Origin of the sequence: Lentilactobacillus senioris (assembly GCF_026798195.1) — a bacterium.
In the GTDB taxonomy this organism is placed as follows: Bacteria; Bacillota; Bacilli; order Lactobacillales; family Lactobacillaceae; genus Lentilactobacillus; species Lentilactobacillus senioris_A.
Map to the genome: position 1 here is coordinate 342,806 of NZ_JAPQEZ010000003.1, position 13,523 is coordinate 356,328.

Consider the following 13,523-nt stretch of genomic DNA (forward strand, 5'->3'; position numbering starts at 1 on the left):
AGGAAATGAGAAATCTCATTTCCTTTTTTATTTAATATGCAATCGAGCTCGTAAACCTTCGCTTCGTGGACCTAAGACATCATCTGCTACCCGGTATTTCAAAGTAAAGTAAACGTATAATCCGCCACCTACTAATACAGCAATTAAACTAACCAGCAAGCTAGCCATGCCGCCATTTGGATCCATAAACAATCCCAATAGGAAGTTTAAGGCATATACGACAGCTAATGCTGATCCATACACTAGCAAGGAGTAGCCGCTAATTTTGGCAAAGTCATTACCTAATAATTTATTATCAAAACCATACTGTTTGTTTAAATTATTAATAATCAAACCACTGGCTACTAAAATACCAATTCCAGTAGCTAATAGTGCTCCAAAGGTTCCTAGGAAATAAACACATGGCCATTGAACCGCTAGCTTAACTACCGTTCCAATTAAGAAGTATTTAACGGCTCGTTTATTTTGATTTAGACCTTGCATTACCGCAGCAAACACAGTAAACAGTCCCAAAGGAATAGAGATAATAGCTGAAAATGATAGAATATTAGCACCTAAAGCTTGATGGGCCTGACCATAAAATACTCGGTTAAGTGGACCGGCAATAGCTGCCATTCCTAACGCAGCTGGGGTCATTACGTATAAGAAAAGTAAAAATACATTAGTAGTTTGTCCCTTAATTGCCTTAGTATCACCCTTAGTAATAGCAACTGACAACAGTGGTACTGAAGTAATAGCCAAAGCCGATGCCAATGAAATAGGAATCATCACTAATTTATTAGCGTTAACCGCAAACAATGCATACAAATCGTTCAATGCATCATTAGAATAATTAGTCGCCATTCTCATAATATCAAAGAAAGTATATTGATCAATTAATTGGAAGATAGTGATTCCGGCCCCTAAAATAATAAACGGCACCGCTTGAGCGATAATTTCGTGATACAACTGACTAGTTTGCACTTTAATTTCATTATTACTATTAGCTACCAAAGATCTAAACGTTCTACGCCGTTTCCAATAGTAATAGCCTAATGTTAACAAACCACACACAGCCCCCACAAAAGCCGCAAAGGTGGATTGTGCAACTGCTGTAATCCAACTACCATGCCAAACCTGCATAATTAGGTAGGCCGTCAACAGCATGTATAATACCCGAGCTAATTGCTCAACAAACTGAGAAATGGCGGAAGGAGCCATCTGTTGGTACCCCTGGAAATACCCTCGAGTTAAACTCATTGTTGGGATTACTAAAATTGCCCAGGCCAATGAATGTAGTACCGGAATAACGTTAGGATTGCCACCATCCATCAACGGCGCTCCAAAATATAAGACTAGAGCACAGATAATCCCGGTGGAGACTGATAGTACCAATCCCCGCTTATAGAGACGAACTCCAACTCCATATTCATTTAATGCATTATAGTGAGCAACTTGCTTTGCAATCGCCGAAGGAATTCCAGCAATTGCAGCAATTAGAAAGAAACTGTAAATGTTATACCCAAATCCGTATAACGCGTTTCCTAGTAAGAAGTAACTCCCAAACCAAATTCGCCAAGGAATTATGTAAATCGCACCTAGTAACCGGGAAAACATACTCCCAGCTGTCATCCAAGCAGATCCAGAAAGCATTTTATCTCTTGTGGCTTCTGAACTACTTGTTTGTTGTTTCTCTTCACTCATTTTCGTTCCTACTTTCATTTCCATTCATACAATCTTACCTATTTTAATAGACACTCCGATCAATATCAATGCTATTAATACTAATTTAAACCTCTAAACCGTTTTTATTTAATAAGAATTTAATTTAAACGTATTGCGATCGTGAAATATAAAACATAAAATATAACATGGTATGAATTTTAATTTAAGATTGGATGGGTTTAAGTGAGTAAAAGTAAAAAAAGAATAGTTTGGATCGATCTGGCTAAGGCGTTTGGGATAATTGCCGTAGTTATCGGTCATGCTTTAGAAGTACACGGAGCTATGTTTCACTTCTTTTACTGGTGGCACGTTCCGATTTTCTTTGTCGTTAGTGGTTTTTTCATTAAACCAGTAATCGACAATCAGTGGTGGCCCTTTTTTAAAAAGCGAATTAAGCCATTACTAGCATCTTACTTTGCAGCTGGAATTTTTTTGGTAACCTTGTCGCACTTTGTTAATCATCAGAGTATGGAGTATACATTAAAGTATTACATAAAACTCTTGCTAGGTGGTCGTTATTTAAATCTCTACTTAAGTATTTTTTGGTTTATTAATGTTTTAATTCTAGCTACCATTGCTACTACCATCGTTATTACCTACGTTAAATCTCGAGACGCTAAACTGGGTATTATGATGGTCAGCCTATTATTAGGAGCTAGTTATAAGAAACAACCTCATATTTTTGGGTTAAAATATACACCATGGGATTTTGATGTTACCTTATTTGCTATTTTCTTCATGTTATTTGGCTATTTGTTCTTTCCTCAAATTAAAGAATGGATTACCCATACTTGGTTAATCATTGGTTTAGGAGCTTTCACCTTATTCTTACTTTGGGAGCAACACCTCAAGTTATTTAATTTTGGTTTCTTCTTAAAATCCCATCAAATCCACGCCAAACCCCTCTCACCTAGTTTGTATTCCACGGTCATTCCCATTGTAGTTATCTTAGTGGTCTTTGGGGTTAGCCGTTGGCTTAGTTTTGCGCCTACCTGGGTATACAAACCATTAGACGTGTTAGGACAACACACCTTATTTGTAATGTACATGCATAAGGCCGTTTTAGACATTAGTTTTAAAATGGGTATAAATTCCTTAATTCTCAGAATTATTATTGCAATTGTAGTTCCGCTTCTTATATCATTGATTTATGTAAAATGGATTAAACCCATTTGGCATAAACCAGTAAAGGCGGCAAGTTAAATTGACAAGATCAACTAATTCCGCTCGTGGTAAAATTTTATACTTTACCATTGGCGGAATTATTTTATTAGGATTATTTTTAGGATTTTGTTTTCAACATGAACAACGACAAAAGCAATTAAAAAATAACTACATCCACAGCAATATTCCTACGATGTTTGTTCACGGTTGGGGAGGTACTATTACTTCTGAGACTGATATGGTAAGCGCCGCTGAAAAAAGCGGCTCCACGGCTAAACGAATGGTAATTCATGTAACTGCTAGCGGTGAAATTAAAATCCAGGGAACCATTAAAAATTGGATGCGTAATCCCATTATCCTATTAGTTTTTGATAACAATCGAGCTGGCGAAGATAAGTATACTCAGTGGCTTACTAAAGTAAATGAATTATTGAAATCTAAATACCACATTAACCAAATTAATTTTGTTGGTCATTCCATGGGCGCTTATGCGGTTATCTACTATAATCTACTAAACGGTAATAGCCCCAAAGTTCCAAGAGTAAACAAAATTATCGTAATGTCTGGACCTTATGATGGTATCATTGATAATCATAAACGTAATCAACCAATCACGGGACCACTTGCTCGTTATTGGGACGATTATCCAAATCAAAATCAATTACTACCTAACGGCCAGCCTAAGATTATTCATCCAGAGTATGAACGTCTACTTAAGCTTCGCAACAGAATGCCCCAACAGGCCCGCGTGATCAACATTTATGGTAATTTAAATAACGGCTCCAATTCCGATGGTGTTATTTCTACCACTTCTGCCCTATCACTAGGCTATCTTATTAAAGATCGGGTTAATTCTTACGCAACTGTTGAATTAACCGGTAGTAAAGCTCAACATAGTCAACAACACATCGATAATCTGAAAGTCGTTTCAACGATGGAAACTTTCTTATGGCAAGTTAAATAGCTAAAAAAATAGACTTAATTGGTTTTACCAATTAAGTCTATTTTTGTTATTTACCTACTACGATATTAACAATTCGGTTAGGCACTACAATAATTTTTTTAATTTCTTTATCGCCAACTACTTCTGCAAACCGGTCAGAATTACGAACCAATGATTCTACCGTTTCTTTGTCAGCATCCCTAGAAACCTTAATATGGTCACGAACCTTACCATTCACCTGAACAACTAATTCTACTTCATCTTCTACCAACTTAGATTCATCGTAAGTTGGCCATTGACTGTATGCAATAGTGTCATCATTACCTAATAATTGCCATAGTTCTTCTGCAATGTGTGGCGCAATTGGTGAAAGTAATTGAACAAAGCCCTTCATGTACTCAATAGGCAAAGCATCAACCTTGTAGGCCTCATTAACAAAGACCATCATTTGGGAAATGGCAACGTTAAAGTGAAGTTGTTCATAATCATCACTAACGATCTTCACAGTTTCATTATAAATCTTATCAAGACGACCATCATTTCTAGTAGTTACCCGATCACGAAGATGATTATTATCATCAATCATTAACCGCCAAACTCGATCTAACCAACGATGAGCTCCGGAAATTCCTTCCGTATTCCAAGGCTTAGAAGCATCAATAGGACCCATGAACATTTCATAAACTCGCAAGGTATCTGCCCCGAATTCGTTAACGATATCATCAGGGTTAATTACATTACCTTTGGATTTAGACATCTTTTCGTGGTTAGTTCCCAAAATCATTCCTTGATTGACTAATTTTTGGAATGGTTCCTTAGTTGGTACTACCCCTAAATCATAAAGGACTTTATGCCAGAAGCGAGCATACAATAGGTGAAGAACCGCGTGTTCTGCCCCACCAATATAAAGATCTACTGGCATCCAGTAATTGACCTTTTCTGGGTCAGCAATTACTTCGTCGTTTTTAGGATCGATATAACGAAGGTAATACCAGGAACTACCAGCCCATTGTGGCATGGTATTGGTTTCTCGTTTCCCTTTACGGCCATTTTCATCAACTACGTTAACCCAGTCATCCAAATTAGCTAATGGACTTTCACCGGTCCCAGAAGGTTCAATGTTTTTAGCAGCTGGTAACTTCAGTGGTAGTTCATCTTCAGGAACTAAGGTTGTTTCTCCATCTTCCCAGTGAATAACTGGAATTGGTTCGCCCCAATAACGTTGACGACTGAAGATCCAGTCCCGAAGCCGGTAGTTTACTTTTTCATGACCCACACCGTGATCAGTTAACCAATCTAATGCTGCCGTAATGGCCATTTGCTTATCCATTCCGTTCATAAAATCAGAGTTAATGTGAACGCCATCGCCAGTGTAAGCTTCTACTTCAATATCTCCACCTTCGATTACAGGCATGATTGGCAAGTCAAACTTCTTAGCAAATTCATAATCCCGTTGATCGTGAGCCGGTACAGCCATAATAGCTCCGGTACCATAAGAAGTTAGCACATAATCACCAATCCAAACGGGTACAGCTTGGCCATTAATTGGGTTAATAGCGTAAGCCCCAGTGAAAACTCCACTCTTATCCTTGTTTAAATCAGTCCGTTCTAGGTCTGATTTTCTAGCTACTTCTTCTTTATAAGCTTTCACGGCTTCTGCGTGCTCTAGAGTAGTAATTTGATCCACCAATTCATGTTCTGGTGATAAAACCAAATAGGTAGCCCCAAATAAAGTATCAGGACGAGTAGTAAAGACTTCTACTTTTTTATCTTCATCGTTTTGAATGCCAAAAAAGACGCTAGCCCCTTTAGAACGACCGATCCAGTTACGTTGCATATCCTTAACGTTTTCAGGCCAATCTAAATCATCCAGATCATCAATCAACCGATCAGCGTAAGCAGTAATTTTTAAGACCCATTGCCGCATTGGGACCCGATAAACTGGATAACCACCCCGTTCAGTCTTTCCGTCAATCACTTCTTCGTTAGAAACTACGGTTCCTCCCATAAAATCAGGGGCCCAGTTAACCATAATTTCGTCTTCGTAGGCTAAACCTTTTTTGTATAATTGTTCAAAAATCCATTGGGTCCATTTGTAGTAACTAGGATCAGTGGTATTAATTTCTCGATCCCAATCATATGAAAAGCCTAGAGACTTAATTTGCCGCTTAAAGTTTTTAATATTTTGAGCGGTAAAATCCTTAGGGTTGTGACCGGTTTTTAGCGCGTATTGTTCTGCTGGCAGCCCAAAAGCATCCCAGCCAATTGGATGTAATACGTTCTTTCCTTGCATCCGTTTCATCCGGGCCATAATATCAGTTGCTGTGTAACCTTCTGGATGCCCTACATGTAACCCCTGACCTGATGGATAAGGGAACATATCTAACACATAGTATTTGTCCTTAGATTGACCTTCCCCCGTTTTAAAAGTCTTATTTTCATGCCAGTAATGTTGCCATTTTCGTTCGATGACGTCGTGATTATATGCCATAATTTATCTCCTTTATTATTCACTAAAAACAAAAAAGCCTATAAGAAGTTAACTTCCTATAGGACGAATAGTTTCCGCGGTACCACCTAATGTGCTCAAATGAGCCCCTCAAACCATAACGGCGGTTACCGGAACTGGCTACTAATTTCACCAACTCACTACGCAACGAGTTCGTCCAGGTTCGTTTCCGAATTCACACTCCCATTCGGTCTCTGTAAAAGTCGCCTAGACTACTAATTCGCGTTTTGTTTTCGTGTTTTCCTTACTGTTGTAATCCTATCAGACCAAATCAATAAGTGCAAGAATCTTTGTGCTATACTTAAGAAAAAATATGAGGAGAATTCAATTTGCTTTATAGAACACAAATTCGTTGGGGCATTATTACCACCCTTTTATTTTTAAGTTTACTAATTGGAGTGGTTTTAAAACTTAACTATATTTCGGTAATCGATACCACCATCATCGATGGTATTGCTCCCATGCGGTCTCATTTCTTTGATACCTTCTTTATTCATTTAACAAATAGTTTAAATCCCAAGCCAACCGTTATTACTGCTTTAGTGTTAGCCCTTATTTTGCAATTGTGGCAACGCAAAATCAAAATAACCATTTTCTTTTTACTAAATAGCACTTTAGTAGCTGGTGGCATCAATAACCTAGTCAAAAATTTAGTAAACCGGCCACGTCCCACTGTACACCATCTAGTTTTAGCTGGATCATCCAGTTTTCCTAGTGGGCATGCAATGACAGCAATGCTATTGGGGGGCAGCTTAATTCTCATTATTAACGCCGTAGTTACAACCAACGGTGTTCGCTATCTTTTGAATAGCTTAATTACCGTTTGGATCTTTCTAATTGGGTTTAGTCGAATTTATGTACACGTCCATTATCCTACAGATGTAATAGCCGGCTGGTGTTTGGGCTTTCTTTGTTTAATAATCAGTCAACAAATATTTTTTCGTTCTAATTCTATTAACTAAAAAACCGCCAACATTAAAATGTTGACGGTTTTTTTAATTATTTTTTTTAGCTAGCCGATCAGTAAAGTTAAAGATAAATGCTAAAATAATCAGGCCTAATGCTACTAAGAAAATATTATGCAAAGTGTGATACAACACCATTCTTAATTTAGGTAACATATTGCTAGCTAATTGATTAGCAGTTTGAGGATTAATTAACTTATTCATCATCCCCATGGTAGCTCCATCGGTCTGGCGAACTCCCCGCAACATACTGCTATTCATAATAATTCCGAACACGGAAATCATAAGCGATTGGCCTAAAGTCCGGCAAAGAGTATTAAAAGAAGTTGCCACCCCAATTTGACTATCTTCCACTTGATTTTGAACGATAATCGTTGTCGAAGTGACTGTGATTCCAAAACCAGTTCCACAAATTGCAGAGATCAATAAGAAACTCCAAAATGGTGTATATGCTGGTAATAATACCATTGCAATGGCTCCAATCAAAATGAAGCTAAGGCTGATATTGATAATTTGGTTAGGTCGTAATTTGCCAATTAATTTACCGGAAATAAAAGAACCCACAATCCACATTAGAGAACTAGGGGTAATCGCAAATCCTGCCATGGAAGCCTTCATCCCCAAAATTCCTTGCGTCCAATCAGGCAAATAAACTTCAAAACCAATTAAAAAGCCACTAACTAAAGCTACTACGACGTTTTGAACCACAAACGTCCGATTATCAAACAATTCCATCGGAATCAATGGATCTGCAGTAACTCGTTCATGTCTAACAAACCAGACAATGGTGACGATCACTAATAAGAAGCAAACTGCTAATACTGGCCAAGAAACTGGACTCTGGCCCAATGCCTGAAACCCATACATTAATGACAACAGAGAAATAGTCAATAAGGCCATGCCGCCATAATCAATTTTAGTTTTTTGAACTTTTCGATTTTCTTTAAAAAATAACAAAATCATTGCAATCACTAATAAGCCAATTGGCAAATTAATAAAGAAAATCCAGTGCCAGCTAAGGTTATCAACAATGAAGCCCCCTAATAATGGAGCAACGATAGAAGCGATGCCCCAAGCAGCCCCGTTTAACCCCATCACCTGAGCCCGTTTTTCCAACGGATAAATATCAGCGATAATTGTATTTGAAATGGGCATAATAGAACCGGCCCCAATTCCTTGTACCGCTCGCCAAATGATTAAAACGAGCATGGAATGAGAAAGACCAGACATCACAGAACCAATGATAAAGATCGTAATTCCCACCATAAACATGGGTTTACGCCCTAATTGATCAGCTAATTTACCATAAATTGGTGTTGCGATCGCATTAGTTAATAAAAAGATTGAAAACACCCAGTTCATTAGTGAGACCCCGTGTAGATCTCCTACAATAGTTGGCATAGCCGTGGACACAATTGTCCCCTCTACTGCACTCATAAAAGTTGCTACAAATAAAGCAATCGTTACTAAAATAACGTTACTTTGTTTGGATTTTTGCATACAAACCGCCTTCCTAAAAAAGCACCCTAATGGGCGCTTTTGAGCTTACTTATTGAAATATTCTTTTAGTTCAGCGACCTTATCCGTATGTTCCCAAGGCAAATCAACATCGGTACGGCCAAAATGACCATAAGCTGCTGTTTGTCGGTAAATTGGTCGTTGAAGATCTAACATCTTAATAATTCCTGCAGGTCGTAAATCAAATAATTGTCTTACAGCTGCAGTTAGTTTTTCTTCAGAAACGTTCCCAGTACCAAAAGTATTAATGGAGATAGAAACTGGTTCTGCTACCCCAATAGCATAAGCAATCTGTACTTCTACTTCATGGGCTAAGCCAGCAGCAACGATATTTTTAGCAATATAACGAGCTGCATAACTAGCTGAACGGTCCACTTTGGTAGCATCTTTACCAGAGAAGGCCCCCCCACCATGATGAGCATAACCACCGTAAGTATCTACAATCACCTTACGACCAGTTAACCCAGCATCAGCTTGCGGACCACCAATAACAAACCGACCAGTAGGATTAATAAAGTACTTAGTATTATCATCTAATAGTTCTGCTGGAATAACTTCTTTAACTACCTTATCAATGATATCTTGTCGAATTTGATCCAACGATGCTGATGGTAAGTGTTGGGTACTTAAAACAACTGTATCAACTCGATATGGTTTGCCTTCGTCGTTATATTCAACAGTTACTTCTGCTTTAGCATCCGGACCAAGATAATCTAACTCTCCACTCTTTCGTGCTTCCGCAGTTTTTTGCATTAACTTGTGGCTGAGTTCAATTGGCATTGGCATTAATTCTGGTGTTTCGTCAATGGCGTAACCAAACATCAAGCCTTGATCTCCAGCCCCAATTTGATCCAATGGATCTTGGTCATTTTCCTTCATTTCAAGCGAGTCATCGACTCCCTGAGCAATATCTGGTGATTGTTCATCAATTGCAACTAATACCGCACTAGTATCGCCATCAAATCCAAACTTACTATTGGTATAGCCAATTGACTTAATTGTATCTCTAACTACTCGTTGAATGTCAACGTAAGCCGTAGTTGATATTTCCCCAAATACTAATACTAACCCGGTAGTAACTGATGTCTCACATGCTACCCGAGCATTGGGATCTTTCTCTAAAATTGCGTCCAAAATGGCGTCACTGATCTGATCAGCAATTTTATCTGGATGACCTTCTGAAACTGATTCTGAAGTAAACAAATGTCTTTCTTGCATTAGTTTTCCCCCTGTATATTTTTTGTAGGTTACAAGGCTTCTTCACAATTAAGTGAATCCTATCGGGAACTCATAACTTATTTACGATACCATAAAATTAAACCATTTAAAAGGTTATTATTAGAGATTCAATTGACCTTGAACTTAAATTTGCGGTAGGATGAGACTATTACAAAATAAAATGAGGGAATTAATTTGAACAAAAAAACATTTTTGCGAGTTATTTCTTTTGGAATAAAGTGGCTGTTACCAGTGATAATCTGGCTGCTTTATTCTAACATTTCGTTTAAAACCATTGTTACTAACGATAATTTACGATTATGCAGCTTATTGGGGCTTTTTTTAATAGTTATATTGAACTTTACCCAAACTAGGAATCAGTCGTCGTTGAGCTTAATTATTGCCAACGCTGGTTATCTGATCACGCTCTATTTATTAGCCCCAAGCCTAACTCCTCTGATAGTAAGTTTATTACTGATTAATTTGGTGGGTGCTGACTTATTGACTAAAGACAAGATAATTAATGATCCCTACTCTAAATGGGTTACATTTTCCCTAGTTAACGGAACCGGAATTGTGGTTGCAGCTAGAATGCTAGTTAGCGATTTTTTAACTAACGCTCAATTGCTATTAATTGTTACTTTAATTTTTGCTAATTTATTATTTTCATATCCTCGTTTCATTACTAACCAAGTTAATTGGGGAATTATTGGTGCCGTTGGCGGATTATTGATCATAACCGAGGTAATGTTAGGATTAACATTTCAGCAAATCATGATCGGCATTTTTTCTACCATTCTATTTATTATGTTAGAGCAAAAATTAAATGCTCAGAAAACACAGGGAAAATGGTACCTTGCCATATGCGTGAATCTCGTTTTTGCATTATCTTTAATTTTATAATTTCCTAAATAAAGTTAATATTAACAAAAGAAAAATTAATTCTTCGGTTTTAAAACCGCTATTATGCTAAGATACTTCTTGTCATACAGTAAGAAAGCGGTGAATTATTTGATTATTAGTGTAGTTGGAGATATCCGAATGGGTAAAATACAACCAACGTTAACTGGCAACGAAATTGTTGATAATGCCTTGATTGCTAATTATAGTAATCAACTACAAAAAAGCCTAGAATCATTAGGCTATGATGTTTCAGTTACTCCAGAGCATTTTTTGGATTTAGATAATGCTAACAGCGATAAATACATTTTTGATCAAAAAGTAGTTGATTCGTTAGGCTTAGCTTCCCTATCTAATTTAGATTTCATTGTGGTAGATCACAGTGACCTCGTTTGGGGAAACACCTCTGCAGCTCAAGACGAATTAACTGGGCAGTCATTTTCACTTTCATAATGGTATTGACGGTTAATTTTATTAACTGTCTTTTTTTATGGTCACTTTATTCCCCCAGTTAAACAAGTAATGATATACTGAAATAAAGCTGTTCAATCAGTTTAATTTATTACGAGGTGAAGATAATGACTATCAAAGAAATTATGGATTCTGCTAAAGATTTAGTGGGTCAAGGAAAATTAGAAGAAGCTCGTTCATACGTTGAAGATCATAAAGATGAATTAGGAGATAGCTATGAAAAAGCTATGGATCTAATCAAAGGTGATCCATCAGATATTTTGAACAAAGTAAAAGATCTATTTAACTAAAAAAAAGACTACTAATTAAATTAGTAGTCTTTTTTTTTAAGGCGGTAATCGGATTCGAACCGACGATGAAGGTTTTGCAGACCTCTGCCTTACCACTTGGCTATACCGCCACTTTATAAGCACAATAGATAGCTTACCATAAATGAATTCGGTAAACAAGAGTTTTAAAACGTTTTTTCATTGTTTGGCAATTTTATTTAGATTGTAAGTAATGTATAAATACTCATTATAACTGGTGGAAAATCAAAGAGAATATGAGCCATGATACTATGCCAAATATTGTTACTTCGCCAGTAAATAAACGCGTAAAATGCCCCCATAAACATATAAGGAACCATCAAAATAATTTGTCCCCCAAAATTATTCCAATGAGCTAATCCAAAAGCAATGGAAGATATGATAAACATAATTAGGCCTAAAACTTTAGAATTAGTCCATTGGTAAAATAATGTTCCTCTAAAAACAATTTCCTCTGAAAATGGGGCTAAGAATGGAGTCAAACTACTGATAATTTGAATATTATTTACAGAAACCGAAGCCGGCATGATTATACCTGAGTTAACTGCCATTCCCATTTGACTTATTTCCCATCGAACGGCATCAAGGACTAATTTAGTAATAATTAATGCTAGCAATGCCAAAAATAAATTACGCCAAATATGCTGACGATATAATTTCCAATCAGCTTTTAAAATATCTCGATACATCCAAATTAAAACTAAAAAAACCGTTAGAAAAATTCCATCTCCTACCAAAGCTTTAGCTAAATTATTCGAAGCAAGACTAACTAATGTTTTACCTCCGAAAAGCTCTGCTATTATTAGCAAAATTGCAACTAACGCCATTCCTAATTTTTTGTTAAAACTAAAAGTTTTTGCCATAACTAATCCCCTATGTATTTGTTACTAATTAATGTTATTATTCTAGCATAGTTAAATTAGTTTACCTTTCCAATAAATCAAAAAAAGACCTATATCAAATGATATAAGTCTTCAATCAATTATACCGGAGGTGGGGTTCGAACCCACACGTCCGTGAGGACACTGGATTTTGAGTCCAGCGCGTCTGCCAATTCCGCCACTCCGGCATAAACTATAAAGGATATTAAATCCAAGGGCGGTATGTGGGAATCGAACCCACGCGTGTCGGATCCACAAACCGATGTGTTAACCACTTCACCAATACCGCCAAAACATTATAACAGGGATAGTAGGAGTTGAACCCACACTGACGGTTTTGGAGACCGTAGTTCTACCATTAAACTATATCCCTAAAATGGAGAGGAGTGGATTCGAACCACTGAACCCGAAGGAACGGATTTACAGTCCGTCGCGTTTAGCCAGACTTCGCTACCCCTCCATAAATGGCGCGGGACAGAATCGAACTGCCGACACATGGAGCTTCAATCCATTGCTCTACCGACTGAGCTACCGAGCCAATTTCCATTTATGCATAATGCTAAAAGTTGTGTATTCAATTGTAAATACATAACAACGGTCCGTACGAGACTCGAACTCGTGATCTCCTGCGTGACAGGCAGGCGTCCTAAACCAACTAGACCAACGGACCAATTGAAATGAAATGGAGGATACAGGGTTCGAACCTGTGACCCCCTGCTTGTAAGGCAGATGCTCTCCCAGCTGAGCTAATCCTCCAAAAAGTGACCCGTACGGGATTTGAACCCATGTTACCGCCGTGAAAGGGCGGTGTCTTAACCACTTGACCAACGGGTCATACATATCTTACGGAGAGTAAGGGATTCGAACCCTTGAAACAGGTTTATGCCCGTTTACATCATTTCCAGTGATGCTCCTTCGGCCAACTCGGACAACTCTCCATAA

The 13,523-nt window shown here is 37.6% G+C and carries 11 protein-coding genes, 10 tRNA genes, 1 riboswitch and 1 other annotated feature; of the genes, 6 read left to right on the forward strand and 15 right to left on the reverse strand.

Annotated elements, in window-relative coordinates:
• Positions 1–27: 27 nt before the first annotated feature.
• A complete protein-coding gene (locus tag OXT66_RS05975) occupies positions 28–1,683 on the reverse strand; it encodes a putative polysaccharide biosynthesis protein (RefSeq protein WP_268596477.1) in 1,656 nt (551 codons plus the stop codon).
• A gap of 204 nt (positions 1,684–1,887) precedes the next feature.
• Here OXT66_RS05975 and OXT66_RS05980 point away from each other — a divergent pair, with 204 nt between their 5' ends.
• The gene (locus OXT66_RS05980; RefSeq protein WP_268596478.1) at positions 1,888–2,907 is read left to right on the forward strand and encodes an acyltransferase family protein; all 1,020 of its coding nucleotides are present in this window, start codon (positions 1,888–1,890) and stop codon (positions 2,905–2,907) included.
• Between the two features lies 1 nt (position 2,908).
• Positions 2,909–3,832, forward strand: a complete 924-nt coding sequence (locus tag OXT66_RS05985; RefSeq protein ID WP_268596479.1) for an alpha/beta hydrolase — start codon at positions 2,909–2,911, stop codon at positions 3,830–3,832.
• Between the two features lie 46 nt (positions 3,833–3,878).
• Here the strand turns inward: OXT66_RS05985 and leuS are convergent, their stop codons facing one another.
• Positions 3,879–6,302, reverse strand: a complete 2,424-nt coding sequence (leuS, locus tag OXT66_RS05990) for a leucine--tRNA ligase (protein ID WP_268596480.1) — start codon at positions 6,300–6,302, stop codon at positions 3,879–3,881.
• A gap of 56 nt (positions 6,303–6,358) precedes the next feature.
• Positions 6,359–6,557 (reverse strand) — a binding site (T-box leader).
• A gap of 92 nt (positions 6,558–6,649) precedes the next feature.
• Between leuS and OXT66_RS05995 the strand changes: the two genes are divergently transcribed.
• Entirely contained in the window at positions 6,650–7,282 is a 633-nt protein-coding gene (locus tag OXT66_RS05995) for a phosphatase PAP2 family protein (protein ID WP_268596481.1), read from the forward strand.
• 33 nt (positions 7,283–7,315) lie between these two features.
• Here OXT66_RS05995 and OXT66_RS06000 read toward each other — a convergent pair whose 3' ends face one another.
• Together OXT66_RS06000 and metK are read right to left on the reverse strand one after the other, a co-directional pair.
• Positions 7,316–8,785, reverse strand: coding sequence for an MDR family MFS transporter (locus OXT66_RS06000; RefSeq protein ID WP_268596482.1), 1,470 nt, complete (start codon positions 8,783–8,785; stop codon positions 7,316–7,318).
• A gap of 45 nt (positions 8,786–8,830) precedes the next feature.
• Entirely contained in the window at positions 8,831–10,021 is a 1,191-nt protein-coding gene (gene metK, locus OXT66_RS06005; RefSeq protein WP_268596483.1) for a methionine adenosyltransferase, read from the reverse strand.
• Positions 10,019–10,102, reverse strand: a riboswitch (SMK box riboswitch). Its footprint overlaps the gene before it by 3 nt.
• Before the next feature lie 306 nt (positions 10,103–10,408).
• On the opposite strand from metK, the gene OXT66_RS06010 reads away from it, so the two are divergent.
• The 3 genes from OXT66_RS06010 to OXT66_RS06020 all read left to right on the forward strand — a co-directional run bounded on the left by OXT66_RS06010 (position 10,409) and on the right by OXT66_RS06020 (position 11,682).
• Positions 10,409–10,924 carry a hypothetical protein gene (locus OXT66_RS06010; RefSeq protein ID WP_268596484.1) on the forward strand — a complete coding sequence of 172 codons (516 nt, stop codon included), beginning with the start codon at positions 10,409–10,411 and terminating at the stop codon, positions 10,922–10,924.
• A 138-nt stretch (positions 10,925–11,062) separates the two neighbouring features.
• A complete protein-coding gene (locus OXT66_RS06015; protein ID WP_268596485.1) occupies positions 11,063–11,374 on the forward strand; it encodes a hypothetical protein in 312 nt (103 codons plus the stop codon).
• A gap of 125 nt (positions 11,375–11,499) precedes the next feature.
• On the forward strand, positions 11,500–11,682 hold the full coding sequence (locus tag OXT66_RS06020; protein ID WP_054671831.1) for a hypothetical protein: 183 nt from the start codon (positions 11,500–11,502) through the stop codon (positions 11,680–11,682).
• A gap of 39 nt (positions 11,683–11,721) precedes the next feature.
• Here the strand turns inward: OXT66_RS06020 and OXT66_RS06025 are convergent.
• The 11 genes from OXT66_RS06025 to OXT66_RS06075 form a co-directional block, all read right to left on the reverse strand.
• A tRNA-Cys gene (locus OXT66_RS06025) sits at positions 11,722–11,792 on the reverse strand.
• A gap of 87 nt (positions 11,793–11,879) precedes the next feature.
• Positions 11,880–12,563, reverse strand: coding sequence for a CPBP family intramembrane glutamic endopeptidase (locus tag OXT66_RS06030; protein ID WP_268596486.1), 684 nt, complete (start codon positions 12,561–12,563; stop codon positions 11,880–11,882).
• Between the two features lie 122 nt (positions 12,564–12,685).
• A tRNA-Leu gene (locus OXT66_RS06035) sits at positions 12,686–12,769 on the reverse strand.
• Positions 12,770–12,797: 28 nt separating this feature from the next.
• Positions 12,798–12,870 (reverse strand) — tRNA-His (locus OXT66_RS06040).
• 13 nt (positions 12,871–12,883) lie between these two features.
• Positions 12,884–12,954: transfer RNA gene (locus OXT66_RS06045), tRNA-Trp, on the reverse strand.
• Positions 12,955–12,958: 4 nt separating this feature from the next.
• Positions 12,959–13,041: transfer RNA gene (locus OXT66_RS06050), tRNA-Tyr, on the reverse strand.
• Between the two features lie 5 nt (positions 13,042–13,046).
• A tRNA-Phe gene (locus OXT66_RS06055) sits at positions 13,047–13,119 on the reverse strand.
• A 57-nt stretch (positions 13,120–13,176) separates the two neighbouring features.
• Positions 13,177–13,251: transfer RNA gene (locus OXT66_RS06060), tRNA-Asp, on the reverse strand.
• Positions 13,252–13,264: 13 nt separating this feature from the next.
• Positions 13,265–13,337 (reverse strand) — tRNA-Val (locus tag OXT66_RS06065).
• Positions 13,338–13,343: 6 nt separating this feature from the next.
• Positions 13,344–13,415: transfer RNA gene (locus OXT66_RS06070), tRNA-Glu, on the reverse strand.
• A gap of 12 nt (positions 13,416–13,427) precedes the next feature.
• Positions 13,428–13,519 (reverse strand) — tRNA-Ser (locus tag OXT66_RS06075).
• Between the last annotated feature and the right edge of the window lie 4 nt (positions 13,520–13,523).

What these genes read in the sequence shown, in the direction of transcription:
- leuS (WP_268596480.1), bottom strand. Translation starts at nt 6,302, where the DNA reads ATGGCATATAATCACGACGTCATCGAACGAAAATGGCAACATTACTGG.
- OXT66_RS06020 (WP_054671831.1), top strand. Translation starts at nt 11,500, where the DNA reads ATGACTATCAAAGAAATTATGGATTCTGCTAAAGATTTAGTGGGTCAA.
- OXT66_RS06000 (WP_268596482.1), bottom strand. Translation starts at nt 8,785, where the DNA reads ATGCAAAAATCCAAACAAAGTAACGTTATTTTAGTAACGATTGCTTTA.
- metK (WP_268596483.1), bottom strand. Translation starts at nt 10,021, where the DNA reads ATGCAAGAAAGACATTTGTTTACTTCAGAATCAGTTTCAGAAGGTCAT.
- OXT66_RS05975 (WP_268596477.1), bottom strand. Translation starts at nt 1,683, where the DNA reads ATGAGTGAAGAGAAACAACAAACAAGTAGTTCAGAAGCCACAAGAGAT.
- OXT66_RS06030 (WP_268596486.1), bottom strand. Translation starts at nt 12,563, where the DNA reads ATGGCAAAAACTTTTAGTTTTAACAAAAAATTAGGAATGGCGTTAGTT.
- OXT66_RS06015 (WP_268596485.1), top strand. Translation starts at nt 11,063, where the DNA reads ATGGGTAAAATACAACCAACGTTAACTGGCAACGAAATTGTTGATAAT.